Annotated in this window: 30 protein-coding genes and 1 pseudogene; 13 read left to right on the plus strand and 18 right to left on the minus strand. The window is 60.5% G+C overall.

Features of this window, described 5'->3' with window-relative positions:
- Positions 1–678 precede the first annotated feature (678 nt).
- Positions 679–879: pseudogene (locus C0058_RS33345) on the plus strand (HAMP domain-containing protein); the annotation flags it as partial.
- A 114-nt stretch (positions 880–993) separates the two neighbouring features.
- On the plus strand, positions 994–1,737 hold the full coding sequence (locus tag C0058_RS33350; protein ID WP_371857032.1) for a methyl-accepting chemotaxis protein: 744 nt from the start codon (positions 994–996) through the stop codon (positions 1,735–1,737).
- A 133-nt stretch (positions 1,738–1,870) separates the two neighbouring features.
- Here C0058_RS33350 and C0058_RS27265 read toward each other — a convergent pair whose 3' ends face one another.
- The 3 genes from C0058_RS27265 to C0058_RS27275 are packed head-to-tail and all read right to left on the minus strand — an operon-like array spanning position 1,871 to position 2,978.
- Positions 1,871–2,491 (minus strand): SOS response-associated peptidase, encoded by a 621-nt coding sequence (locus tag C0058_RS27265; protein ID WP_003216163.1) that lies wholly within the window; start codon positions 2,489–2,491, stop codon positions 1,871–1,873.
- 36 nt (positions 2,492–2,527) lie between these two features.
- Positions 2,528–2,788 (minus strand): putative signal transducing protein, encoded by a 261-nt coding sequence (locus C0058_RS27270; protein WP_017477710.1) that lies wholly within the window; start codon positions 2,786–2,788, stop codon positions 2,528–2,530.
- Positions 2,789–2,798: 10 nt separating this feature from the next.
- Entirely contained in the window at positions 2,799–2,978 is a 180-nt protein-coding gene (locus C0058_RS27275) for a CPXCG motif-containing cysteine-rich protein (RefSeq protein WP_102369897.1), read from the minus strand.
- A 144-nt stretch (positions 2,979–3,122) separates the two neighbouring features.
- On the opposite strand from C0058_RS27275, the gene C0058_RS27280 reads away from it, so the two are divergent.
- The gene (locus C0058_RS27280; protein ID WP_029615884.1) at positions 3,123–4,286 is read left to right on the plus strand and encodes a 1-acyl-sn-glycerol-3-phosphate acyltransferase; all 1,164 of its coding nucleotides are present in this window, start codon (positions 3,123–3,125) and stop codon (positions 4,284–4,286) included.
- Between the two features lie 135 nt (positions 4,287–4,421).
- Here C0058_RS27280 and C0058_RS27290 read toward each other — a convergent pair whose 3' ends face one another.
- Positions 4,422–4,679 (minus strand): hypothetical protein, encoded by a 258-nt coding sequence (locus C0058_RS27290; protein WP_003216159.1) that lies wholly within the window; start codon positions 4,677–4,679, stop codon positions 4,422–4,424.
- Positions 4,680–4,860: 181 nt separating this feature from the next.
- On the opposite strand from C0058_RS27290, the gene C0058_RS27295 reads away from it, so the two are divergent.
- Entirely contained in the window at positions 4,861–5,070 is a 210-nt protein-coding gene (locus C0058_RS27295; protein WP_102369898.1) for a hypothetical protein, read from the plus strand.
- Between the two features lie 107 nt (positions 5,071–5,177).
- Here C0058_RS27295 and C0058_RS27300 read toward each other — a convergent pair whose 3' ends face one another.
- Positions 5,178–5,762 (minus strand): YajG family lipoprotein, encoded by a 585-nt coding sequence (locus C0058_RS27300; protein WP_003216157.1) that lies wholly within the window; start codon positions 5,760–5,762, stop codon positions 5,178–5,180.
- Positions 5,763–5,946: 184 nt separating this feature from the next.
- Here C0058_RS27300 and C0058_RS27305 point away from each other — a divergent pair, with 184 nt between their 5' ends.
- Both C0058_RS27305 and mqo read left to right on the plus strand, forming a co-directional pair.
- Entirely contained in the window at positions 5,947–6,180 is a 234-nt protein-coding gene (locus tag C0058_RS27305; protein ID WP_003216156.1) for a hypothetical protein, read from the plus strand.
- A 727-nt stretch (positions 6,181–6,907) separates the two neighbouring features.
- The gene (gene mqo, locus C0058_RS27310; protein ID WP_003216154.1) at positions 6,908–8,416 is read left to right on the plus strand and encodes a malate dehydrogenase (quinone); all 1,509 of its coding nucleotides are present in this window, start codon (positions 6,908–6,910) and stop codon (positions 8,414–8,416) included.
- A gap of 94 nt (positions 8,417–8,510) precedes the next feature.
- Here mqo and C0058_RS27315 read toward each other — a convergent pair whose 3' ends face one another.
- From C0058_RS27315 to C0058_RS27325, 3 genes are all read right to left on the minus strand, one after another.
- Entirely contained in the window at positions 8,511–8,798 is a 288-nt protein-coding gene (locus C0058_RS27315) for a PA4642 family protein (protein ID WP_003216153.1), read from the minus strand.
- 208 nt (positions 8,799–9,006) lie between these two features.
- Positions 9,007–9,492 carry a hypothetical protein gene (locus C0058_RS27320; protein ID WP_008434279.1) on the minus strand — a complete coding sequence of 162 codons (486 nt, stop codon included), beginning with the start codon at positions 9,490–9,492 and terminating at the stop codon, positions 9,007–9,009.
- Between the two features lie 61 nt (positions 9,493–9,553).
- Complete coding sequence (locus C0058_RS27325; protein ID WP_003216150.1) at positions 9,554–10,111, minus strand: hypoxanthine-guanine phosphoribosyltransferase; 558 nt, start codon at positions 10,109–10,111, stop codon at positions 9,554–9,556.
- A 165-nt stretch (positions 10,112–10,276) separates the two neighbouring features.
- On the opposite strand from C0058_RS27325, the gene upp reads away from it, so the two are divergent.
- Positions 10,277–10,915: a uracil phosphoribosyltransferase gene (gene upp, locus C0058_RS27330; RefSeq protein ID WP_003216149.1), complete on the plus strand. Its 639-nt coding sequence runs from the start codon at positions 10,277–10,279 to the stop codon at positions 10,913–10,915.
- 2 nt (positions 10,916–10,917) lie between these two features.
- Positions 10,918–12,192, plus strand: a complete 1,275-nt coding sequence (locus C0058_RS27335; RefSeq protein WP_087692860.1) for a uracil-xanthine permease family protein — start codon at positions 10,918–10,920, stop codon at positions 12,190–12,192.
- A 129-nt stretch (positions 12,193–12,321) separates the two neighbouring features.
- Here C0058_RS27335 and hisC read toward each other — a convergent pair whose 3' ends face one another.
- The 10 genes from hisC to C0058_RS27390 all read right to left on the minus strand — a co-directional run bounded on the left by hisC (position 12,322) and on the right by C0058_RS27390 (position 20,397).
- A complete protein-coding gene (hisC, locus tag C0058_RS27340) occupies positions 12,322–13,374 on the minus strand; it encodes a histidinol-phosphate transaminase (RefSeq protein WP_102369899.1) in 1,053 nt (350 codons plus the stop codon).
- Between the two features lie 3 nt (positions 13,375–13,377).
- A complete protein-coding gene (gene hisD, locus C0058_RS27345) occupies positions 13,378–14,703 on the minus strand; it encodes a histidinol dehydrogenase (protein WP_008434283.1) in 1,326 nt (441 codons plus the stop codon).
- A gap of 127 nt (positions 14,704–14,830) precedes the next feature.
- Positions 14,831–15,466 (minus strand): ATP phosphoribosyltransferase, encoded by a 636-nt coding sequence (hisG, locus tag C0058_RS27350; RefSeq protein ID WP_003188599.1) that lies wholly within the window; start codon positions 15,464–15,466, stop codon positions 14,831–14,833.
- Positions 15,467–15,713: 247 nt separating this feature from the next.
- Positions 15,714–16,979, minus strand: coding sequence for a UDP-N-acetylglucosamine 1-carboxyvinyltransferase (gene murA, locus C0058_RS27360; protein WP_003216140.1), 1,266 nt, complete (start codon positions 16,977–16,979; stop codon positions 15,714–15,716).
- 23 nt (positions 16,980–17,002) lie between these two features.
- A complete protein-coding gene (locus tag C0058_RS27365; RefSeq protein ID WP_008434291.1) occupies positions 17,003–17,242 on the minus strand; it encodes a BolA family protein in 240 nt (79 codons plus the stop codon).
- A gap of 114 nt (positions 17,243–17,356) precedes the next feature.
- On the minus strand, positions 17,357–17,662 hold the full coding sequence (locus tag C0058_RS27370; protein WP_003216137.1) for a lipid asymmetry maintenance protein MlaB: 306 nt from the start codon (positions 17,660–17,662) through the stop codon (positions 17,357–17,359).
- Positions 17,659–18,312: a phospholipid-binding protein MlaC gene (locus C0058_RS27375; RefSeq protein WP_003216135.1), complete on the minus strand. Its 654-nt coding sequence runs from the start codon at positions 18,310–18,312 to the stop codon at positions 17,659–17,661. Before C0058_RS27375 ends, C0058_RS27370 begins: the two co-directional genes overlap by 4 nt.
- Before the next feature lie 11 nt (positions 18,313–18,323).
- A complete protein-coding gene (mlaD, locus tag C0058_RS27380; RefSeq protein ID WP_003216133.1) occupies positions 18,324–18,791 on the minus strand; it encodes an outer membrane lipid asymmetry maintenance protein MlaD in 468 nt (155 codons plus the stop codon).
- Positions 18,791–19,588 (minus strand): lipid asymmetry maintenance ABC transporter permease subunit MlaE, encoded by a 798-nt coding sequence (gene mlaE / locus C0058_RS27385; RefSeq protein ID WP_003216131.1) that lies wholly within the window; start codon positions 19,586–19,588, stop codon positions 18,791–18,793. Before mlaE ends, mlaD begins: the two co-directional genes overlap by 1 nt.
- The gene (locus tag C0058_RS27390) at positions 19,588–20,397 is read right to left on the minus strand and encodes an ATP-binding cassette domain-containing protein (RefSeq protein WP_003216128.1); all 810 of its coding nucleotides are present in this window, start codon (positions 20,395–20,397) and stop codon (positions 19,588–19,590) included. The genes mlaE and C0058_RS27390 overlap by 1 nt, the downstream gene beginning before the upstream one ends.
- A gap of 292 nt (positions 20,398–20,689) precedes the next feature.
- On the opposite strand from C0058_RS27390, the gene C0058_RS27395 reads away from it, so the two are divergent.
- From C0058_RS27395 to lptB, 5 genes are read left to right on the plus strand one after another with little or no spacing between them, the layout of a single operon-like run.
- Positions 20,690–21,664 (plus strand): KpsF/GutQ family sugar-phosphate isomerase, encoded by a 975-nt coding sequence (locus C0058_RS27395; RefSeq protein ID WP_003216126.1) that lies wholly within the window; start codon positions 20,690–20,692, stop codon positions 21,662–21,664.
- Positions 21,665–22,189, plus strand: a complete 525-nt coding sequence (locus C0058_RS27400; RefSeq protein WP_087692862.1) for an HAD family hydrolase — start codon at positions 21,665–21,667, stop codon at positions 22,187–22,189.
- Between the two features lie 8 nt (positions 22,190–22,197).
- Positions 22,198–22,770 carry an LPS export ABC transporter periplasmic protein LptC gene (lptC, locus tag C0058_RS27405; RefSeq protein WP_102369901.1) on the plus strand — a complete coding sequence of 191 codons (573 nt, stop codon included), beginning with the start codon at positions 22,198–22,200 and terminating at the stop codon, positions 22,768–22,770.
- Positions 22,757–23,329 (plus strand): lipopolysaccharide transport periplasmic protein LptA, encoded by a 573-nt coding sequence (gene lptA / locus C0058_RS27410; protein WP_023659193.1) that lies wholly within the window; start codon positions 22,757–22,759, stop codon positions 23,327–23,329. The genes lptC and lptA overlap by 14 nt, the downstream gene beginning before the upstream one ends.
- A complete protein-coding gene (lptB, locus tag C0058_RS27415; protein WP_003216119.1) occupies positions 23,329–24,054 on the plus strand; it encodes an LPS export ABC transporter ATP-binding protein in 726 nt (241 codons plus the stop codon). Before lptA ends, lptB begins: the two co-directional genes overlap by 1 nt.
- Positions 24,055–24,081 lie beyond the last annotated feature (27 nt).

Consider the following 24,081-nt stretch of genomic DNA (forward strand, 5'->3'; position numbering starts at 1 on the left):
AACGATGCTGCCTACGTCAACAGCCCGGTGGTCGGCATCGAAACCAACGGCCGCTTCCTGCCGTGGTGGTTCCGCAATGCCGACGGCAGCCTGGGCCTGGATAAACTGGCTGACGTGGCCGACCAGACCATCCTGTCCACCGGCGTGCGCGCCAGTGAGTACTACCTGTGTTCCAAGGAAAGCAAAAAGCCCTGCGCCATCGATCCGGCCCCTTATAAAGTCGGGAACGCGATGGTGATGCTCGCCTCGTTTATCGAACCAATCATGATCGACGGCACCTTTCAGGGCATCGTCGGTGCCGACCTGTCGGTGAACTTCATCCAGGAAATGCTCACCAAGGCTGATCAGAATTTGTACAACGGTGCTGGCGAGTTGGCGCTGATTTCCAGCAACGGCCGCCTGGTGGCCTACACCAAGGACGCCAGCAAGCTCGGGGAAAAGGCCAGCGACCTGCTGGACAGCAACGAACTGGCCAACCTCGGCCAACTGAAGATCGGCGAGGTGCGCTATGACGTGGACAAGCAACACGGGCATATCGAGCTGTTCCTGCCGTTCAACATCGGCCAGACCGACGCCCGCTGGACCCTGCTCCTGCAACTGCCCCTGAGTGCGGTAATGGCCGACCTGCAGGCGATGCAGCACGACCTCGACGCCCAGCGCAAAACCGATATTTTCGGCATGGCCGTGGCCGGGCTGCTGATCGCCGGCATCGGCTTGCTGGTGATCTGGCTGGTGGGCCACGGCATTGCCCGGCCGCTCAAGCAAATGGTGGCGATGCTCAATGACATCGCCCAGGGCGAAGGCGACCTGACCCGGCGCCTGACCAGTGATCGCGCCGACGAACTGGGGGCGATTGCCAGCGGCTTCAATACATTCCTGGCCAAGTTGCAGGGGATGATTACCCAGGTGGTGAGTTCGGTGCAGAAGGTCAGCGACTCCTCGGAGCACACCGCCGACATCGCGATTCGTACCAACCAGGGCGTGCACAAGCAAATGGTCGAGATCGACCAGGTGGCTACCGCCGTGCACGAGATGACCGCGACCGCACAGGACGTGGCGCGCAACGCCACCCAGGCCGCACAGGCCGCCAGCCACGCTGATCAAGCGGCGAGCCAGGGCATGCAGATTGTGCGCGACACCTCCACCTCCATCGGCGCCCTCGCCGAGGAAATCGGCAAGGCGGTCGGTGTGGTGCAGGCGCTGGCCAAGGACAGCGAGAACATCAATGCCATCCTCACGGCGATTCGCGGGATTGCCGAGCAGACCAACCTGCTGGCGCTCAACGCGGCAATCGAAGCCGCACGGGCCGGTGAGCAAGGGCGCGGGTTTGCGGTGGTGGCCGACGAGGTGCGCAACCTGGCGCAGAAGACCCAGAAGGCTACCGAAGAAATCCAGGCCATGATCCAGCAACTGCAGCAGGGCACCCGCGACGTGGTGCGGGTGATGGAAGACAGCCAGAATCGCACCGATGAAAGCGTGCAACACGCGGCCAAGGCGGCTCAGGCGCTGGAGACCATTACCCAGGCGGTGTCGGTGATCAACGACATGAACACCCAGATCGCCAGCGCCGCCGAGGAACAGAGCGCGGTGGCCGAGGACATTAACCGTAACGTGATCAATATCGGACAGGTGGCCAATGAAGTGGCCGGCGGAGCGGATGAGTCGAGCGCGGCCAGCGCAGACCTGACCAAGCTGGCGGAACAGCAGCGGCGGTTGATCAATCAGTTCAAGGTGTGAGTCAAGCGGCGCCCTTTCGGGCGCCTTCGCGAGCAAGCCCGCTCCCGCATTCGATCGCATTCCTTCAGTTGAAATGCAATCAAATGTGGGAGCGGGCTTGCTCGCGAAGAGGCCGGCCGATTCAACACAACGCTCAACCCGGCGTCAGGCACTCCGGTCCATTCAGCTTCGGATCGTTGACCATATTGGCCAGCACCCGCTCGCGCAACGCGGTGGGTTCACTGGCCAACAAGGCCTGCAAGGTGTGCAGCGGGGTCTCGGGGTTCAGCCAGGCTGCCTGCCCCGCCGCATCCAGAATCAACGGTCGGCGCTGACTCTGCGCCGCCTGGGTCACCACCGCCGTACTCAACCAAACCTGCTCCTGCACCGGATACGCCTCCCAGATCGCCGCAAAGAACAGCGTGCTGCCCTCCCCCGGCGTCAGCCAGTACGGGCGCTTGCGCTGGGTGCCGCGCCATTCGTAGAAACCATTGGCCGGAAGCAGGCAGCGGCGCTGGCGAAACGCTTCGCGAAACATCGGCTGTTCGGCAAGGGTTTCCGCCCGGGCATGGGCCGGTGTACGAGAGAGATCGGTCAGCCAGGGCGGCGTCAGGCCCCAGCGCGCCCGCGCCAGGGTGTGCTGGCCGTCACTCAGGCGCTGGATCAGCACCGAGTCATTGGGAGAGATGTTCCACTGGGCCTGCTGGTCGGCCGGGAAGCCCGGCAAGGCAGCAAACGCGGGGTTCCAGCGAAACAGGGCATAACGTCCACACATGGGGCAACACGACTCTTGGAGAAACTGGCCGACAGCCTAACAGACCAGCACGTCGGGAAAGCTGTCGGGTTCATCACCGGGCAGTGGTTGCGCACCGTTGTAGGCGGTGATCAGCTCGCGGGCGTAGGCGGCCTGGTCGTTCTCCACCGCCAGCGCCAGCAGGCCATAGATCGGCAGTTCGCCGGTACCCCCGAGCAAATCGCGCCCCACCAGGTGCGCGGTGATGCCCTCGCTTTCGAGCATGCCTTGCAGCAGCTCGCCTTCCATCAGGTTTTCCGGCTCGTAGATTCGCTGCATGGGCGTACCTTTATTCGTTCTCGCTGCGCACGTTGAGCATCCATTCGTCGTCATGAACCTGCAGCTCGAAAACAATAGGCCGGCAGCACACCGGGCAGTCCTCAATATATTCCTGATCGCCCGCCGACAGGTCCAGTAGCGCCGTGACTACCTCTCCACAATAAGGACATTCGTACGACTCCTCTTCCATCGCGGTCTCCAAGGTGACTTGTGCGTATAATCGCCGGTCTATTTACAGGGCTATTTTTCGTCCCGGCCAATTGCCCGGACCACGCCCTGATATTTATTGTTCCAAACCTTTACTTACCCTAGCCGTTTCTAACAAGAGAGCATGATGGGCGAATTCGATACCATCCGACCTTACAACGACAGCGAAGTCCCGGCAGTGCTGGCCCGACTGTTCAGTGACAAGGCCTTTCTGGACATCCTGACCCACTTTCGCTTCCCGCGCTTTGCCGGCGCCTTCGGCTGGCTGCTCAAGCCGATGATCGCTCATAAACTGCGCCGTGAGTTCGCCGGCGTCACCACCGTGGCCACGCTGCAGGACAAAGTCGAGTTTTACGTCGACCACACCATCGAGCGGGCAACCGACGGCGTGACCTATACCGGCGTGGAGCAGTTCAAGTCCGGCAGCGCCTACCTGTTCCTGGCCAACCACCGCGACATCGTGATGGACCCGGCCTTCGTCAACTACGCCGTGTACCACGCCGGCCTGCCGACGCCGCGCATCGCCATCGGCGACAACCTGCTGCAGAAGCCGTTTGTCAGCGACCTGATGCGCCTGAACAAGAGTTTCATCGTGCACCGCTCGATCACCGGGCGCAAAGAGAAGATGGCGGCCTATCAGTTGCTGTCGGCCTACATCAACCATTCGATTCGCAACGACTGCCAGTCGATCTGGATCGCCCAGGCCGAAGGCCGCGCCAAGGATGGGGATGATCGCACCGAGTCGGCGATCCTCAAGATGTTCCACATGAGCCGCAAGGACGAGCCGTTCGCCGAGGTCATCCAGTCACTGAACCTGACGCCCGTGTCCATCAGCTACGAATACGACCCGTGCGACGCAGCCAAGGCCCGCGAGCTGTACATCCGCGCCACCACCGGCACCTACAGCAAGGCGCCGGGGGAAGATGACGTGAGCATCGCCCTGGGCATCACCGGCTACAAGGGCCGGGTACACGTCAACTTCGCGCCGCCGATCACCGAGGCGTTCGAAGACACCAAGCTGTTGGCGATCGAAATGGACCGGCAGATCCTGGGTGGGTATCGGTTGTTCCCGGTGCATTACCTGGCGTACGCCCAATGGAGCGATGCCGATCCGCAATTGCAGGTACCGACCGCAGCCGAGGTATTCCCGGCGGACGAGTTGGCCAAGGCAAAGGCAGAGTGGGAGCGGCGCTTGAATGCGTGCCCGGCCGAGCATCGGCCGTATCTGGTGTTGCAATACGCGACGCCGGTGAGGAATCAGTACCGGGTCAAGGCCGGGATTGCCCTGTAACCCGGTACCAGCAACAGCGCAAACTCAATGTGGGAGCGGGCTTGCTCGCGAAGGCGGTGGATCAGCCAATCATGTATTGACTGACACCGCGCTTTCGCGAGCAAGCCCGCTCCCACAGTTGTTTTTAGGGTGTTCCTACAATCGGGTACTAAGAAAGGACACCAGCAACGCCAGCCCCAGACAGGCAAACCCCAACCGGTAGAACAGGCGATAGGTACGCTGCGTCAACACGTCCAGATACAGCATCGGCTGATCAATGGCACGCAGTTCGCTTTGCGCGGCAAGGCGGGCCATCGCGCGCTGTTCATGCAGGCGCGTGACAAACAGCAGCCATGCCGCCGGGCAGGCCAGTAACAGGGCAAGGGAATTGAGCAGTAGTGCGGTCAGCGACATCGCAAACCTCGATGTATCAGTGTCTTGGTATCAATCCAGATACAAACCTGAATGATATGCGCCGCCTGCGCGTCATTACTCCTTCCCCATTGACGGCTAATGTATCCAGTAATTTACAGCGTCACCTGAACGTCACCTTAACAAGCCACTCTGTTGCCCTTCGAAAGCCCGGGAGCTTGTCATGTTGCACGCGCAGAACCAGGATCGGCTGTATCTGATTGCCCCAAGCGATGAGCAAGAGGCCCTGGTGGGCGGCCTCGCGTTCAATGTGCAGGACCGCCACTGGCTGGTGTATTGCGCCCTCGGCGGGCATCAACATGCCGACCTGCCGGAGTTGGACTTGCTCACTGGCGTGAGTGTGCTGGACTTTTATATCGAAACGGCTGCATGAAAACGGCAGGCGTAAAAAAACCGGGCTCAGTGATGAGCCCGGTTTTTTGATCGTTCCCACGCGCCGCAAAGGAATGCCGACTGGGGCGCTCCGCGCCCGCCTGACGGTTACTGCGAGCTGAGCAGCGAACCGATGCTCGGGTCCTTGAACAGGCGCGTCAGGGCATCGCTCAACACGTCGCTGACCAGCTTGGTGTTGGTTTCCTGGTTCGGCGCCATGCCGAAGCGCTGGTCCAGGGATGCGCCGTAACGGCCGCTGTAGCGACGGGTACCGGCAGTCACGTCGGACTTGAAGGTCGCGCCGATGGTGGCTTCAGTCACGTACAGGCCTTCCTTGGGCGACTGATACTTCAGCTCGGCCAGGGTGATGGTCAGTTGTGGCGCACCTGGCGAGTTGGAAGGGGTGAAGCCCAACAGGCGCACGGCCGCTTCGGCCTGGGCTTGCAGCTTGGGCAGCACGTCCGCACCGGTCACCGTAATGGCGCTGGTTTCCGGGTACAGGCCGCCACGGGTGCCGAGGGTCGGCGACGGACGACCGTCAACCACACGCACCGACACCGGCTGGCCATGGCCGACAGGCGCCAGCTGGGTGGTGATTTTCGGTTGCGGGCTGAGTTGTTGCGGGCTGTGGGCGCAGCCAACCAGGGTCAAACTGGTCACAGTGATCAAACCGAACAACAGGCGTTGCAACATACTCATTTCTCCAGGACTAGATGCAAACAGGGCGCCAGTATAACGGTGAGCGCTCGCCACTCACCAGAATTCCTGAACGGCGCCTGAACTGTCGGCGAAATTACAATTTTCACACAGAACCGTCACCTCAATGTCATGCCAGACTGCCAACCTTCGCAGCATGTAACGAACCGGGTACACAGCCATGCGCCTTCTCAAATCTTTGTTCTTTTCCCACGCCAGCCATCGCCACTTCGCCCTGCTCGACGCCCAAGGCTGCTGCCAGGCTTTCAAGCAGTGCAGCCTGCCGCCCGTCGGTGAAGGCTGGGTCGAAGTCGAAGAGACCCGCCTGAGCTGGATGCACCGTCCGCTGCCCGCCAGCGCGCGCGTCAGCCCCCGGGTTTCGCAGCCACAGGCACGGCACGCGTTGGCCTCCTGACCAGACTGCTAATAAAAGTCATTAAACACGTCCATTTGCGCGCATTTCTTCGCTACAATCTCCCCCCGATTATAAGGACGTCTCCTGATCGGGCCTCGCAGCATCGCTAATGCACTTGTATTAGCTCCCCCGCACCGCCCACAGAGAGCCGCCCACACAGATCGTGTGAAGCTGGCGAGCTTGCTGTTTTCTCTGCAAACCATCGTCTTTACCCGAATCTGCCAGAGCTGCCATGCGCTCGGCCACTTGAGTTGTTTGCCCGTTTTGCCGCTTGCCGGCAGTGATTTCGGGCCAGGTGCCAGGCTGGGGCAGCCCTTTTTTGAGGTTCACGTCTTCAAAAGAGCGTGAAAAAAACGGGTTTTCACAACTTCACAAGAGTGTGGCGAGCAAATGAATAGTTTTGCGTTTGTACAAGCACCATCAGCGTCTGGAACAGCCCCACCACACAGGACCGAGCACTCCTCAAGAACCGGAGCTTGAAGCCTGTCCGCTACGGATTTGGTTGCACGATCGGACGAGCTTGACCATAAGTCGAATTGCCACAGGCGCCCTTAAATGCGTTCATACGCAGATCAGGCCCGGTCGGCAGCGTCCGCTTGCGATAAATTGCGAAGAATCGGACATGGCGATCCTGGCCATGGGTAACCTGGGGCATCACGTGAACCGCCCCGTCACTCCTGGCAGCCATGCCGTCAATTTGGTGCTGCAGATTTTGGAGACGCGTTAAATGGCGCATAACGAAGCAGTCGACGTAGTACTGGTAGGTGCGGGCATCATGAGTGCCACCCTCGCCGTACTGCTCAAAGAGCTCGACCCCGGCCTCAAGCTGGAAGTCGTTGAGCTGATGGATTCGGGTGCCGCGGAAAGTTCCAACCCGTGGAACAACGCCGGTACCGGCCACGCCGGGCTGTGTGAGCTGAACTACACACCGCAGGCCGCCGACGGCTCCATCGACATCAAGAAAGCCGTGCACATCAACACCCAATTCGAGGTGTCGAAGCAGTTCTGGGCCTACCTGACCAAGAAAGGCACCTTTGGCTCGTCCAAATCCTTTATCAGCCCCGTGCCGCACCTGAGCTTCGTACAGGGCGAGAAAGGCGTGTCGTTCCTCAAGAAGCGTTTTGAAACCCTCAGCCAGCACCACGCGTTCTCGGACATGCACTACACCGAAGACCGCAGCGAGATGGCCGAGTGGATGCCGCTGATGATGCCCGGCCGCCCGCTGGACGAAAAAATCGCCGCCACCCGCGTGATGAACGGCACCGACGTCAACTTCGGCGCCCTGACCAACCAGTTGCTCTCGCACCTGACCAGCGCCCCGGATGCCCAGGTCAAGTACAGCAAGCGCGTCACCGGCCTCAAGCGCAACGGCGCCGGCTGGACCGTGAGCATCAAGGACGTCAACAGCGGCAATTCCCGTGATGTGGACGCCAAGTTCGTGTTCCTCGGCGCCGGTGGCGCGGCCCTGCCGCTGTTGCAAGCCTCGGGCATCGAGGAAAGCAAGGGCTTCGGCGGCTTCCCGGTCAGCGGCCAGTGGCTGCGTTGCGACAACCCGGAAGTGGTCAAGCACCACCAGGCCAAGGTCTACAGCCAGGCGGCCGTGGGTTCGCCACCGATGTCGGTGCCGCACCTCGACACCCGTGTGGTCGACGGCAAGAAATCCCTGCTGTTCGGGCCATACGCCGGTTTCACCACCAAGTTCCTCAAGCACGGCTCGTTCCTTGACCTGCCCATGTCGATTCGTGCCGGCAACATCGGCCCGATGCTGGCCGTGGCCCGGGACAACATGGACCTGACCAAGTACCTGGTCAGCGAGGTGCGCCAGTCCATGGAGCAGCGCCTGGAATCCCTGCGTCGCTTCTACCCTGAGGCAAAAGCCGAAGACTGGCGCCTGGAAGTGGCCGGCCAACGGGTGCAGATCATCAAGAAAGACCCGAAGAAAGGCGGCGTGCTGCAATTCGGTACCGAACTGGTTGCGGCCAAGGACGGTTCGCTGGCCGCCCTGCTCGGCGCGTCTCCAGGTGCTTCGGTGACCGTGTCGATCATGCTGGAACTGATCGAACGCTGCTTCCCGACGAAAGCGGCCGGTGAGTGGGCCGCCAAGCTGCACGAGATCTTCCCGGCTCGGGAAAAGGTCCTGGAGACCGATGCCGAGCTGTATCGCAAGATCAACACGCAGAACAACATCAGCCTGGAACTGGTTGAGCAGAGCAGCGAGACCGAAAGCTACGCTTGAGCGTCGTGACGCAGAGTGTCAGTGGACGCATTCCCACGCAGAGCGTGGGAACGAAAAACGCCCCTAACGGGGCGTTTTTTTTCGTCCGCAACAATCAGCCGCGAGCTTGTTCGATCAGCTCGATGTACTCGGCGGCGTTGCGCTGGTCCTTGATCACTTCAACGAAGGTCAGGCCATGCTCGTCCTTGCCATCGAGGTCCAGGCCGGCTTCCTTGAAGAAAACCAGGAAGCGTTCGAAGTCGTCGATACGCAGGCCGCGGTAGGCCTTGATCAGTTTGTGCAGGGACGGCGAAGTGGCGTCTACCGGCTCGAAATCCAGGAACAGCTTGATTTGCTCGTCGCCGATTTCATCACCAATCACCTGTTTCTTATCTTTACGCATTACCGACTCCAGCCTGCAGACATTTACACGGGAAAAGCAGTTTACCTGCGGCACAGCGGCTTCGAAAGCTACGCGAACCAATGTGGGAGCCGGCTTGCCTGCGATAGCGGTGCATCAGTAACAGATGGGCCAACGGACCCACCGCTATCGCAGGCAAGCCAGCTCCCACATTGACTGTATTTACACCGCCGAATGCGCGTCGGCTGGATTATTTGGCGCGCACCGCCCCGGTGTGCAAATCGGCCCAGATATGGCCGTTGGCGTAAGTGAGGAATTGCACATAGACCGTGTCATTGCGCAACAAGTCGACGATCACCCGATACTGGGTCACCGGATACGACAAGGTCAGGGTTTTGCTTTTGTCGTCGAACACCGGCTTTTTCAGGCTTTTGCTTTCAGCATCAAAGTTGAGGATCACCTGGGCGATGGTCGCGCCTTTGTTCAGGGACTTGCCCTTGAGGCGGATCATCAACGGCGAGGTCACCGGGATCGGCTGCTGGGTGGATTGGCGCTGGTTACCCACCACCACCGAATACTCGGTGACTTGCAGCAATTGCTGCTGGTCCGGGGTTTCGGCGCGCAGGGTCAGGTCGTCGGGCGGCAGGAATTGGCTGTGCAGCGGCGCCGGAGCAGCCGCCAGGGGCAAACTGAGGGTCAGCGCCAGGGCGGCGCAGGTGCGAATCAACAGGCTCATGAACAGCTCCAGACGCAGGGGCCAAGCACGATAGCATGACAACCCTGCGCCTGAATCCCGCTTACATCCCTTTGACGGCGTAGATCCCATTGGCGTTGCGCCAGTAGCCTTTGTAGTCCATGCCGTAACCGAAGATGTAACGGTCAATGCACGGCAGGCCCACGTAATCGGCTTTCAGGTCCGGACGGGCCTTGCGGTCGTGGTCCTTGTCGATCAGCACGGCAGTGTGCACCTTGCGCGCGCCGGCGTGTTTGCAGAAGTCGATGATCGCGCCCAGGGTGTGACCTTCGTCGAGGATGTCGTCAATGATCAGCACGTCGCGGTCGATGAACGAGACTTCCGGCTTGGCTTTCCAGAACAGGTCGCCGCCACTGGTTTCATTGCGATAGCGAGTGGCGTGCAGGTAGGACGCTTCCAGCGGGAATTGCAGGTGGGTGAGCAATTTACCGGCGAAAATCAGGCCACCGTTCATCACGCAAAAGACCACCGGGTTGGTGTCGGCCATTTCACGGGAGATGTGCGCGCCGACCTTGGCGATGGCCTCTTCGACTTGCGCTTCGGTGTACAGGCAGTCAGCCTCGCGCATGATTTGACGGATATGCTCGAGATCAGCGGACATGGCGCTCTCCAAGGGGGTGCTGTGGCAAGAAAAGCGGGCAAAGGTACGCATGTGAGGCGCAACGTTCAAGCCTTAATGGACTAACGTACTAGATGTCTATAGGACAACACCCTCGGATAGATTAATCTAGGCCGGTTTTTTTGCCCGCCGCCGGAGCCTTTCCCCATGCCCATCCGTGAGATCCGCCATCCGCTGATCCGACATAAACTCGGCCTTATGCGCCGCGCCGACATTAGCACGAAGAACTTCCGTGAGCTTGCTCAGGAAGTCGGAGCGCTGCTCACCTACGAGGCGACCAAAGACCTGCCCCTGGAAAACTACGAGATCGCCGGTTGGTGTGGTCCCGTCCAGGTCGAGAAAATCGCCGGCAAGAAGATTACCGTGGTGCCGATCCTGCGTGCCGGTATCGGCATGCTCGAAGGCGTGCTCAGCCTGATCCCGGGTGCCAAGGTCAGCGCCGTAGGCGTGGCCCGCAACGAAGAGACGCTGCAGGCCCACACCTACTTGGAAAAACTGGTACCGGAAATCGACGAGCGCCTGGCGATGATCATCGACCCGATGCTCGCCACCGGCAGCTCCATGGTTGCCACCATCGACCTGCTGAAAAAAGCCGGTTGCAAGGACATCCGCGCCATGGTGCTGGTGGCCGCTCCCGAAGGCATCGCCGCCGTCGAGAAAGCCCACCCGGACGTGTTGATCTACACCGCATCCATCGATGAACGCCTGAATGAACATGGCTACATCATCCCGGGCCTGGGCGATGCCGGCGACAAGATCTTCGGTACCAAGCAGAAGGACGCGTGACCATGCAGGATGAGTTCAACGACCCGCTTTGGCGCCAGATCCTGTCTGGCGCACAGATGCTCTTCGTAGCATTTGGCGCGCTGGTGTTGATGCCGCTGATCACCGGTCTCGATCCAAACGTCGCCCTGTTCACCGCAGGCTTGGGCACCTTGTTGTTCCAGGTCGTCACCGGGCGCCAGGTACCGGTGTTCCTGGCGTCGAGCTTTGCGTTTATCACCCCGATCATTCTCGCCAAGGGCCAGTTCGGCCTCGCGGCGACCATGGGCGGCGTGATGGCGGCCGGCTTCGTTTACACCTTCCTGGGCCTGGCCGTGAAGATCAAGGGCACCGGTTTCATCGACCGGCTGCTGCCGCCGGTGGTGATCGGGCCGGTGATCATTTCCATTGGCCTGGCCATGGCGCCGATTGCGGCCAATATGGCGATGGGCAAGGCCGGTGACGGCAGCGAGTTGATCCACTACCAGACCGCCATGCTGATCTCGATGCCGGCGCTGCTGACCACGTTGATCGTGGCGGTGTTCGGCAAAGGCATTTTCCGCCTGGTGCCGATCATCTCCGGCGTGCTGGTGGGTTTTGCCATGTCGTTCTACTTCGGCGTAGTCGACACCGCGAAGATCGCCGCCGCACCGTGGTTCGCCCTGCCCCACTTCACCGCGCCGGAATTCAACTGGCAGGCGATCCTGTTTATCGTCCCGGTGGCCCTGGCCCCGGCGATCGAACACATCGGTGGTGTGATTGCGGTGGGCAGCGTGACCGGTCGCGACTACCTGAAGAAGCCTGGCCTGCACCGCACCCTGCTGGGTGACGGGATCGCCACCACCGCTGCCGGCCTGTTCGGCGGCCCGCCCAACACGACCTACGCGGAAGTGACGGGCGCGGTGATGCTGACCAAGAACTACAACCCGAAGATCATGACCTGGGCGGCGGTGTTTGCCATCAGCCTGGCGTTTATCGGCAAGTTCGGCGCGCTGCTGCAAAGCATTCCAGTCCCGGTAATGGGCGGGATTCTGTGCCTGCTGTTCGGCTCGATTGCCGCAGTGGGGATGAACACCCTGATCCGCCACAAGATCGACCTTGGCGAAGCGCGCAACCTGGTGATTGTGTCGGTGACCCTGGTGTTCGGGATTGGCGGTGTGCTGGTAGGCACCGGCACTGGCCCGGATGACTTTGGCCTGAAGGGCATCGCCCTGTGTGCGGTGGTAGCGATTGCGTTGAATCTGCTGCTGCCGGGCAATGACGGCTGGAAGAACAGGAAGCCGGATGAGCCGCTGATCTAACTGCCAACGCAAAACCAGTGTGGGAGCGGGCTTGCTCGCGAATGCAGTGTGTCATTCAGCACATCAGTGACTGAACCACCGCATTCGCGAGCAAGCCCGCTCCCACATTTTTTTGAGTTTCAGTGTGGCTTACAGCTCGCCCAACGCATCGATAAGCGCCTGGTTCTGCTCAGGCGTGCCAATACTGATCCGCAGGAACTGGGCAATCCGCTCCTGCTTGAAGTGCCGCACAATCACCCCCTGCTCCCGCACCTTGGCCGCCAGCCCGGCAGCGTCGTGCCCTGGATGCCGGGCAAAGATGAAGTTGGCCGCCGACGGCAGTACTTCAAACCCCTTGGCCTGCAGTTGCGCCACCAGCTTTTCACGGCTATCGATCACCAACTTGCAGGTGTTCCGGAAGTATTCGCGGTCTTCAAAAGCGGCGGCCGCGCCGACAATCGCCAGACGGTCCAGCGGGTAGGAGTTGAAGCTGTTCTTGACCCGCTCCAGCGCCTCGATCAGGTCCGGGTGGCCCACGGCCAGGCCCACCCGCAAACCGGCCAGGGAGCGCGACTTGGAGAGGGTCTGGGTCACCAGCAGGTTCGGGTAACGGTCCACCAGGCTGATGGCGGTCTCGCCGCCGAAGTCGATATAGGCTTCATCGACCACCACCACCGAGTCCGGGCTGGCCTTGAGGATTTGCTCCACGGCGTCCAGCGCCATCACGCAACCGGTCGGCGCGTTCGGGTTCGGGAAGATGATCCCGCCGTTGGGCCTGGCGTAGTCCGACACGCGGATCTGGAACTGTTCATCCAGCGGCACTGCGTCGAAGGCAATGCGGTACAGGCCGCAGTACACCGGGTAGAAGCTGTAGCTGATGTCCGGGAACAGCAGCGGCAGGTCGTGCTGGAACAAACCGTGGAAGATGTGCGCCAGGACTTCATCGGAGCCGTTGCCGAGGAACACCTTGCCCGCGTCGATCCCGTAGTACTTGGCCACCGCCTGCTTGAGCAGGTCGCTGTTGGGGTCCGGGTACAAACGCAGATTGTCGTTCAGCTCGGCCTGCATGGCAGCCAGCGCCTTGGGCGATGGGCCGTAGGGGTTTTCATTGGTGTTGAGTTTTACCAGCTTGGTCAGCTTCGGTTGCTCACCGGGCACGTAAGGCACGAGCTCCTTGACGAGCGGGCTCCAGAATTTGCTCATGTTTCAGTTCCCCTGCTTATCGTCAACGATGCGGTATTCGGCGCTGCGGGCGTGGGCGGTCAGCGACTCGCCACGGGCCAGCACGGAAGCGGTCTTGCCCAACTCCGACGCGCCCTCTGGCGAGCAGAAGATGATCGACGAGCGCTTCTGGAAGTCATACACGCCCAGCGGCGAGGAGAACCGCGCAGTGCCCGACGTGGGCAGCACGTGGTTGGGACCTGCGCAGTAGTCGCCCAGGGCTTCGCTGGTGTGGCGGCCCATGAAGATCGCGCCGGCGTGGCGAATCAGCGGCAACCAGGCTTGTGGGTCGGCGACGGACAACTCCAGGTGTTCCGGGGCGATGCGGTTGGCCACTTCGATGGCCTGCTCCATGTCGCGGACCAGGATCAGGGCGCCACGGCCATTGATCGACTTCTCGATGATCTCGGCGCGCTCCATGGTCGGCAGCAGCTTCGCGATGCTGGCGGCGACCTTGTCCAGGAATTCGGCGTCCGGGCTGACCAGGATCGCCTGGGCGTCTTCGTCGTGCTCGGCCTGGGAGAACAGGTCCATGGCGATCCAGTCCGGGTCGGTCTGGCCGTCACACACCACGAGGATTTCCGAAGGGCCGGCGATCATGTCGATGCCGACCTGGCCAAATACATGGCGCTTGGCCGTGGCCACGTAGATGTTGCCCGGGCCAACCACCTTGTCGACCTTCGGCACGCTTTCGGTGCCGTAGGCCAGGGCCGCTACCGCTTGGGCGCCGCCGATGGTGAAAACCCGATCAACACCCGCGATGCAGGCCGCTGCCAGCACCAGTTCGTTGATTTCGCCGCGCGGCGTAGGCACCACCATGACCACTTCGGTCACGCCGGCCACCTTGGCCGGAATCGCGTTCATCAGTACCGAGGACGGGTACGACGCTTTGCCGCCCGGTACGTACAGGCCAGCACGGTCCAGCGGCGTGACCTTCTGGCCCAGTACGGTGCCGTCGGCCTCGGTGTAGCTCCAGGAATCCTGTTTCTGTTTCTCGTGGTAGCTGCGCACCCGCGCGGCCGCCACTTCCAGGGCTTCGCGCTGGGGCGCGGTGATGCGGGTCAGCGCCAGCTCCAGGCGTTCGCGGGGCAGGATCAGGTCGGCCATGGAGGCGACGTCCAGGCCATCGAACTGCCGGGTAAAATCAACCAGCGCCGCGTCACCGCGCTCGCGCACGGCCTTGATGATGTCGAGCACCCGCTGGTTGACCGAATCGTCGGACACGCTTTCCCAGCTCAGCAGATGATCCAGATGATGGGCGAAATCCGGGTCGGCAGCGTTGAGTCGGGCAATTGCAGTGGACGTGGTCATAGCGAGGGCCTCATAGGAATGGCAAAAATGCTCAGGCGCCGAAAGTTAGCAGTCGATCCGCTTGGGCACCTGAGAATTCTGGCTATGAGGCGGATAGACGGGCGCGGCTTGGGGCCGCGCGGGTGAGTCAACCGCGGTGTCGAGACTCCACTGCCTTGCGCAGGGTGTCGATCAACGCCTGGATACGGGCGTGCTGCATTTTCATCGAAGCTTTGTTGACGATCAGCCGGGAGCTGATGTCGGCGATAAAGTCCTGGGGCTCCAGGCCGTTGGCGCGCAGGGTGTTACCGGTGTCGACCACGTCGATGATCTTGTCGGCCAGGCCGATCAGCGGTGCCAGCTCCATGGAGCCGTAGAGCTTGATGATATCGACCTGGCGGCCTTGCTCGGCGTAGTAACGCTTGGCAACGTTGACGAACTTGGTCGCCACCCGCAGGCGGCCTTTAGGCTCGACGTCACCGACACGGCCGGCGGTCATCAGCTTGCACAGGGCAATACGCAGGTCCAGCGGCTCGTACAGGCCCTGGCCGCCATATTCCATCAACACGTCTTTGCCAGCGACGCCGAGGTCGGCCGCGCCATGTTCAACGTAAGTTGGCACATCGGTGGCACGCACGATCAGCAGGCGAACGTCGTCCTGGGTCGTGGGGATGATCAGCTTGCGGCTTTTGTCCGGATTCTCGGTCGGCACGATGCCCGCTTCAGCCAGAAGCGGCAAAGTGTCGTCAAGGATGCGGCCCTTGGACAGTGCGATGGTCAACATGGGAAACGTCAGTCCTTCATCAGGCTATTGCTGTCCGGTCGCAATCGGCGCCAGACACAGATCGAGGCCATTACAGCCTCGACTTGAAACAAATCAGCTAACAGCATACATCGTCATGTGGCGAGGGAGCTTGCTCCCGCTGGGGCGCGAAGCGGCCCTGATCTTTGTTTAAAAAGACTGGGACTGCTGCGCAGTCCAGCGGGAGCAAGCTCCCTCGCCACAATGAACGTGTTTGCAGTTCCTGGAACTAGCCCGGTACGCGGCGGATTTTCGCGCCGAGCATCTGCAGCTTCTCTTCGATGCACTCGTAACCACGGTCTATGTGGTAGATGCGGTCGATGAGGGTGTCGCCGTCAGCGCACAACGCCGAGATCACCAGGCTGGCGGAGGCACGCAGGTCGGTAGCCATCACTGGCGCGCCCTTGAGCTTCTCGATGCCGGTCACGATGGCGGTGTTGCCTTCGACCTGGATCTTGGCGCCCATGCGGTGCAGCTCGTACACGTGCATGAAGCGGTTTTCGAAGATGGTCTCGATCACGGCACCGGTGCCTTCGGCAATCGCGTTCAGGGAAATGAATTGCGCCTGCATGTCGGTCGGGAACGCCGGGTACGGAGCGGTACGCACGTTAACGGCTTTTGGCCGCTTGCCATGCATGTTCAGCTCGATCCAGTCTTCACCGGTGGTGATCTCGGCGCCGGCTTCCTTGAGTTTTTCCAGGACGGCTTCGAGGATGGTCGGATCAGTGTCCTTGACCTTGACACGGCCACCGGTGACGGCAGCCGCGACCAGGTAGGTACCGGTCTCGATGCGGTCCGGCATCACCTTGTAGGTAGCCGAATGCAGGCGTTTCACGCCATCAATGGTGATGGTGTCGGTGCCGGCGCCGGTGATGTTGGCACCCATGGCGATCAGGAAGTTGGCCAGGTCGACCACTTCCGGCTCGCGCGCGGCGTTTTGCAGCACGCTGCGGCCATTGGCCAGGGCAGCGGCCATCATGATGTTCTCGGTACCGGTCACACTGACGGTATCAAAGAAGAAGTTTGCGCCACGCAGGCCGCCTTCCGGCGCCTTGGCCTTGATGTAGCCGCCTTCGACGTCAATGGTTGCACCCATGGCTTCGAGGCCACGGATGTGCAGGTCCACCGGACGCGAACCGATGGCGCAACCGCCAGGCAGTGCGACTTCGGCTTCGCCGAACCGGGCAACCATCGGGCCCAGTACCAGGATCGAGGCGCGCATGGTTTTCACCAGCTCGTACGGTGCGATCAGGGTCTTGATGGTGCGCGGGTCGATTTCGACGCTGAGTTTCTCGTCGATCACCGGCTCGATGCCCATGCGACCGAACAACTCGATCATGGTGGTGATGTCATGCAGGTGCGGCAGGTTGGCCACGGTAACCGGGCCATCGCACAGCAAGGTCGCTGCCAGGATCGGCAGGGCGGAGTTCTTCGCCCCGGAAATACGGATCTCGCCATCAAGACGAGCACCGCCGGTAATAATCAATTTATCCATAAGAATCTCGACGCCTTGGGGGCTCAGGTGCGCTCGGCCCAGGCCGCGCGGCTGAAAAATTTCATAGTGACCGCATGGATGCTGCCATCGGTGATCCACGGGTTCAAATGGGCATAGATCTGCTGCTGACGCTTGACCGGGCTCAATGCCGCCAGTTCATCGCTAATCACGTTCAGCTGGAAATTGCAGCCTTCGCCCTCAACTTCAACATTAGTTTCGGGCAGCTTTCCTTCAAGGAAGCTTTTAACTTCTAGGGCCTGCATGATCAACCTCTATGGGCGCCCAGTGCGCGCGGGTCGCACATCATACAAAAAAGCCCCGCGCCTGCGAACCCCGCATAGCAGGACTCTGACGGGGGGCTTCTTTAATAATGTGTATTAAGGATGCGCCAACAGCTCGGTCAGACCGGAAACCTCAGCGATTTCACGCATGTCTTCGGGCAATGCACGAATGCTCACCGGCTTTTTGACGGCCTGCGCATCGCGCATGAAACACAGCAGCAACGACAAGCCGACGCTGCTGGACTTCACCACCGCCGAGCAATCCAGCACCAGCGCAGGAGCGGTACTGGCATTGATCAGCGCCTGGCCCTGCTTGCGCAGGGCGGGTCCAGTGCTGTAATCCAGCACGCCGCTGAGCAACAGCTCACCGGACTCGCCAAGGCGAATGGCCGACTCGGTCATTGGGCAGGCTTCCCGGCAGCTTTGTCGGTTTCTTCCTTGGCCTTGGCCACTTCACCGGCCCAACCGTTGATGGTTTTGTCCAGGTCGTTGCCATTGCGCTGCATGGCATCCGCGAACTGGTCACGGAACAGCTTGCCAATGTTGATGCCGTTGATGATCACGTTACGCAGTTTCCACTCGCCGTTGACCTTCTCGAGCGTGTACTGCACAGGGTAGACCGCGCCGTTGTTGCCCTTGACACTCATGTTGACGCTGGTGCGGTCACCCGACTCATCCCCGGCAGGGGCGACGGTAATCCCCTGGTTGTTGTACTCCAGCAGGGCGTTGCCGTAGAACTGGAACAAGCCCTTCTTGAAGTTTTCCTGGAATGTCTGCATCTGCGCAGGCGTAGCCTTGCGCGAGTACTTGACGGTCATGATGCTTTTGGAAATACCTTCAGCATCAACAACAGGCCCGACAATCGTGTTCAGCGCGTTATAGAACTGACTCGGGTCCTGCTTGTACTTTTCCTTGTTGGCACTCAGGTCAGCCAACATCTTGTTGGTGGTGTCCTGCACCAGGTCATGCGCAGAACCGCCGGCAGCGGCGTTAGCCATCAACGGCAGTGCCGCGAGCAGTACCAACAGGCCACGTCGCAAAGTAGAGATCATGAACACATTCCTCATTTGGCGTCTTTATTGACGGTATTGAGCAGGAATTTACCGATCAAGTCCTCCAGCACCAACGACGACTGTGTGTCATGAATGGTCGAACCATCCTTGAGCAGGGCAGATTCCCCGCCGACGCTGATGCCGATGTACTTCTCGCCCAGCAGGCCAGCGGTGAGGATAGACGCAGTGGAGTCAGTCGGCAGGTTATCTACCTTCTTGTCCACCTGCATGGTCACACGGCCGGTGAAGCTGTCGCGGTCCAGATCGATTGCCGTGACCTTGCCGATGGTTACACCCGCCATGGTCACTTTAGCTCTGACAGTCAAACCGGCGATATTGTCGAAGTAGGCGTAAAGTTTATAAGTATCGGCGGTGGGGCTGGCCGATAGGCCGCTGACTCGCAGGGCGAGCAACAGTAAAGCCAGGATGCCAGCCAGCAAGAAAAGGCCGACACCGATTTCCACAGTGCGGTTTTGCATCAGAAATCTCCAAACATCAAGGCGGTCAAAATGAAGTCAAGGCCCAGTACCGCCAGCGAGGCGTACACAACGGTCTTGGTGGTGGCGCGACTGATCCCTTCTGAGGTGGGCTCACAGTCATAGCCTTGGAATACGGCGATCCAGGTCACTACAAAGGCGAAGACGATGCTTTTAATGATGCCGTTGAGCACGTCGCCGCTGAAGGTCACGCTGTTTTGCATATTGCCCCAGTAGGAGCCGTCGTAGACCCCCAGCCAGTCAACCGCGACCCAGGAACCGCCCCAGATTCCCACCACGCTGAACACCATCGCCAGCAGTGGCAGGGAAATGAAGCCGGCCCACAGGCGCGGGGCAACAATGTACTTAAGCGGATCGACACCGATCATTTCCAGGCTGGACAGCTGTTCGGTGGCCTTCATGTTGCCGATTTCGGCCGTCAGCGCCGAACCGGCACGCCCGGCAAACAGGAGAGCGGTCACCACCGGGCCCAACTCACGCAACAGCGTCAGGGCAACCATCTGCCCAACAGCCTGCTCGGACCCGTAGCTGGAGAGGATATTGAAGCCTTGCAGCGCCAGCACCATGCCGATGAACACCCCGGAGACCACGATGATCACCAGGGACATCACGCCCACGGAGTGCAATTGCTTGATCAGCAGGCCGAAACCGCCGCCAATACCGCCGCGGCCGAGCAAGGCATGAAACAGGAAAATCGTCGAACGCCCCAGCACACCAATGATATCGATGCCGGAGCGACCGAAAAGGCGAACCTTTTCGAGTAATGATGTCTTGCGCATCAGCGCTTCCCCAGAAGATCTGAGCGGTAGTCCGCTGCCGGAAAGTGAAAAGGCACCGGGCCATCGGGATCGCCGGTCATGAATTGGCGAATGCGCGGGTTGTCTGCGTTCATCAGTTCTTCAGGCGTGCCCTGCCCCAGCACCTGGCCATCGCCCACTACATATAGGTAGTCGGCAATGCTCGCGGTCTCGGCCAGGTCGTGGGAAACCACGATACTGGTGATACCCAACGCATCATTGAGCAGGCGGATCAGGCGTACCAGCACCCCCATGGCAATCGGGTCCTGGCCAACGAAAGGCTCGTCGTACATGAGAATCTGCGGGTCGAGGGCGATGGCACGCGCCAGGGCGACACGACGCTTCATGCCTCCGGACAACTCGTCGGGCATCAAATCGATAGCACCGCGCAGCCCGACGGCCTGCAATTTCAGCAACACAATGTCACGAATCATTTCATCGGACAGCTGTGTATGCACCCGCAGCGGGAACGCCACGTTTTCGAAAACATCGAGATCGGTAAACAACGCACCGCTCTGGAACAGGACGCCCATGTGTTTGCGGGCATCGAACAGGTCACTGCGCGAAAGGGTCGGCAGGTTCTGGCCATTGACCCAGACTTCACCGGCGGAGGGGCGCAATTGCATGCCCATCAGGCGCAGCAGCGTAGTCTTGCCGCAGCCGGAAGGCCCCATGATGCCCGTGACTTTGCCGCGGGGAATGCGAATATCCACATTATTGAAGATGCTGCGCGTACCGCGCTTGAAGGAAAGGCCCTTCAGCTCGACCGCGTAGGCGTTATCGGCACTCATCTAAACTCCTTGGGATGCAGCCTTTCACTCAGACACTTTGTTTTCGACAAATGCTTGCGCCGAATAGACAAAAAGGCCGTGCGGACCGAACTGGCCGCGAACTATATCACTGCTGGTACAGCGCCCCCAAGGCCGGAACAGAGCTTGTTCAGAAACAGGACAGCTAAAAAATCCTGGCTGAGGTTCAATCTCAACCACAGGTGGATTGAATAAAGCCTGACGAACTTGTGTGAGGGAATTGATCATTACCGTTATAATCGCCGACTTTTCGTCAGGCTATACGATTTCAGACATGAGCCAATCCAGCGACCTTATTCAATCCGCACAACGCACCATCCGCCTCGAGCTTGAAGCCGTAGAAGGCTTGCTGGCCCATATCGACGCGGATTTCGTACGCGCCTGCGAGATGATTCTGGCCAGCAAGGGCCGCGTAGTGGTGGTCGGCATGGGCAAATCCGGGCATGTCGGCAACAAGATCGCCGCCACCCTGGCGAGCACCGGGACCACCGCGTTCTTCGTGCATCCGGCCGAAGCCAGCCACGGCGACATGGGCATGATCACCCGGGACGACATCATCCTGGCACTGTCCAACTCCGGCACCACCAACGAAATCGTGACCCTGCTGCCGCTGATCAAGCGCCTGGGTATCCAGCTGATCAGCGTGACCGGCAACCCGGACTCGACGCTGGCAAAAGCCGCCGAAGTGAATTTGAACGTGCACGTTGCCCACGAGGCCTGCCCGCTGAACCTGGCACCGACCTCCTCCACCACCGCCGCCCTGGTCATGGGCGATGCGCTGGCCGTGGCATTGCTGGAAGCCCGCGGGTTTACCGCCGAAGACTTCGCGTTTTCCCACCCGGGCGGCGCCCTTGGCCGTCGCCTGCTGCTGAAAGTGGAAAACGTCATGCACGCCGGCGACGAGCTGCCACAGGTGCCACGCGGCACCTTGCTGAAAGATGCCTTGATGGAAATGACCCTCAAGCGCCTGGGCATGACCGTAATCCTGGAGTCCGACGGGCGGCTGGCCGGGGTCTTCACCGACGGCGACCTGCGCCGCACCCTGGACCGCAACCTCGACATCCAGACCGCCACCATCGACGAAGTCATGACGCCTCACGGCAAGACCGCACGCCCTGACATGCTCGCGGCCGAAGCACTGAAGATCATGGAAGACCACAAGATCCTGGCGCTGGTGGTGGTCGACAGCGACGACCGTCCGGTTGGCGCCCTGAACATGCACGACTTGCTGCGTGCGGGAGTGATGTAAATGACCACCGACCTGTTGCAACGGGGCAAGCACATCAAGCTGGCGATTTTCGACGTCGACGGCGTGCTGACGGATGGCCGCCTGTACTTTCTGGAAGACGGCAGCGAATTCAAGACGTTCAACACCCTCGACGGCCAGGGCATCAAGATGCTGATGGCGGCGGGCGTGCAAACCGGCATCATCAGCGGTCGCAAGACCCCGGTTGTGGAACGCCGCGCACAAAACCTGGGTATTCCTCACCTGTATCAGGGCCGCGAGGATAAACTGGTGGTTCTGGACGAGCTTCTTGGCCAACTCAACCTAAGCTATGAGCAGGTTGCGTACCTGGGTGACGATTTACCCGACCTGCCGGTGATTCGCCGGGTCGGCCTGGGCATGGCCGTGGCCAATGCGGCGGCGTTCGTTCGCGAACACGCCCATGGTGTAACCACCGCCCGCGGCGGCGAAGGCGCCGCCCGCGAGTTCTGCGAGTTGATTCTGCGCGCCCAAGGCAGCCTTGAAGCGGCCCACGCCGCCTACCTATAGAGCGTTTTATGCTGAGTAAAAAGATTCGCAATTTCCTGATACTTGCAGTCATCGCCGCGGTTTTCCTCGCGGTCGGCTACTGGAATATCAGCCCGGAGCGCTTCCTCGACAAGCCGGTTGCACAGGTTGACGAGAGTGCTATCGACTATTACGCCATCAACGCCCACAGCATCCAGTACCTGCTCGATGGCAAGGTCCAGTATGAAATGACCTCCGACAAGGTCGAACACTTGAAGGCATCCGAGGTCACTTTGCTGACCAAGCCGGACATGAACCTGTACCGCGGCGCCGAATTTCCTTGGCACGTCACCAGCGAGCGTGGCGAGGTCAACCCGGACGGCACCCAAGTGGAACTGATTGACTCGGTGCGGGTAGCCCGCACTGACGCCAAGAACCGCGACACCATTATTACCAGCAGTCGCATGACCGTATTCCCACAGAAGCAATATGCGCAGACCGAGCAAGACGTTAGAATTGACGGCGCTGGCGGTGTATCGACTGGCAAGGGAATGAAAGCGTATTTGAAAGAAAGCAGGATACACCTGCTATCGAACGTAAGAGGACAGTATGAGGCTCGTTAAAACCCTCCCTATTTTGCTCGGCCTGGGCGCAGCACTGGGAAGCGTGAGCGCCTGGGCTCTGCCGAACGATAGCCAGCAACCGATCCACATTCAGGCTGACGATGCGCAGCTGGATGACAAGCAAGGTATCGCGACCTACACGGGCAGCGTGATCATCACCCAGGGCTCGATGAAAGTGACGGGTAACACCGTGACACTGACTCGTACCCCGGCAGGCGATATCGACGTGGTCACTTCGGTGGGCAACCTGGCGTATTTCGAACAACTGCAGAAAGTGGGCGACCCTACGCCGGTCAAAGGCTATGGCAAGACGATCCAGTACCACGCCCAGCAAAACCGCATCGTGCTGATCGACCAGGCCCGGGTCATCAATGACGGCAACACCACCGACGGCGAAAAAATCGTCTACGACACGGTGAAGCAGATCGCCCAGGCCGGCCGTGCTACCGGCTCGAAAATCAGCACGCCGAAGCCGCGTATCGACATGGTTATCCAGCCGAAGCAGAAACCGGGCGCAGCCCAGCCGGCGCCGAAACCCGACGCGAAGAAGGCGAATTAATGGCAACCCTGAAAGCCCAGCATCTGGCCAAGGCTTATAAAAGCCGTCAAGTCGTGCGTGACGTCAGCCTGTCGATCGACAGCGGCCAGATCGTCGGCTTGCTCGGCCCCAACGGTGCCGGCAAGACCACCTGCTTCTACATGATCGTCGGCCTGGTGCAGGCCGATCAAGGCCGCGTCCTGATCGACGACCTGGACGTGAGCCACCAGCCTATGCACGGCCGTGCGCAAGCGGGTATCGGCTATCTTCCCCAGGAAGCATCGATCTTCCGCAAACTGTCGGTTTCCGACAACATCATGGCCATCCTCGAGACCCGCAAGGAACTCGACCGCGCCGGGCGCAAGAAAGAGCTGGAAAGCCTGCTGCAGGAATTCCACATCAACCACATTCGCGACAACCTCGGCATGAGCCTTTCCGGCGGCGAGCGTCGTCGTGTGGAAATCGCCCGCGCGCTGGCCACGGCGCCCAAGTTCATCCTGCTGGACGAACCTTTCGCCGGTGTCGACCCGATCTCGGTCGGCGACATCAAGCAGATCATCCATCATCTCAAGGCCAAGGGCATCGGTGTATTGATCACCGACCACAACGTCCGTGAGACACTCGATATCTGCGAAACCGCCTACATCGTCAACGATGGACAGCTGATTGCCGAAGGTGACTCTGCCACTATCCTGGCCAACGAACTGGTCAAGGAAGTGTATCTGGGTCACGAGTTCCGCCTGTAAACACGGTGGTATCAGGCCATTCGCCAT

It is taken from the genome of Pseudomonas sp. NC02 (assembly GCF_002874965.1).
Lineage (GTDB): Bacteria > Pseudomonadota > Gammaproteobacteria > Pseudomonadales > Pseudomonadaceae > Aquipseudomonas.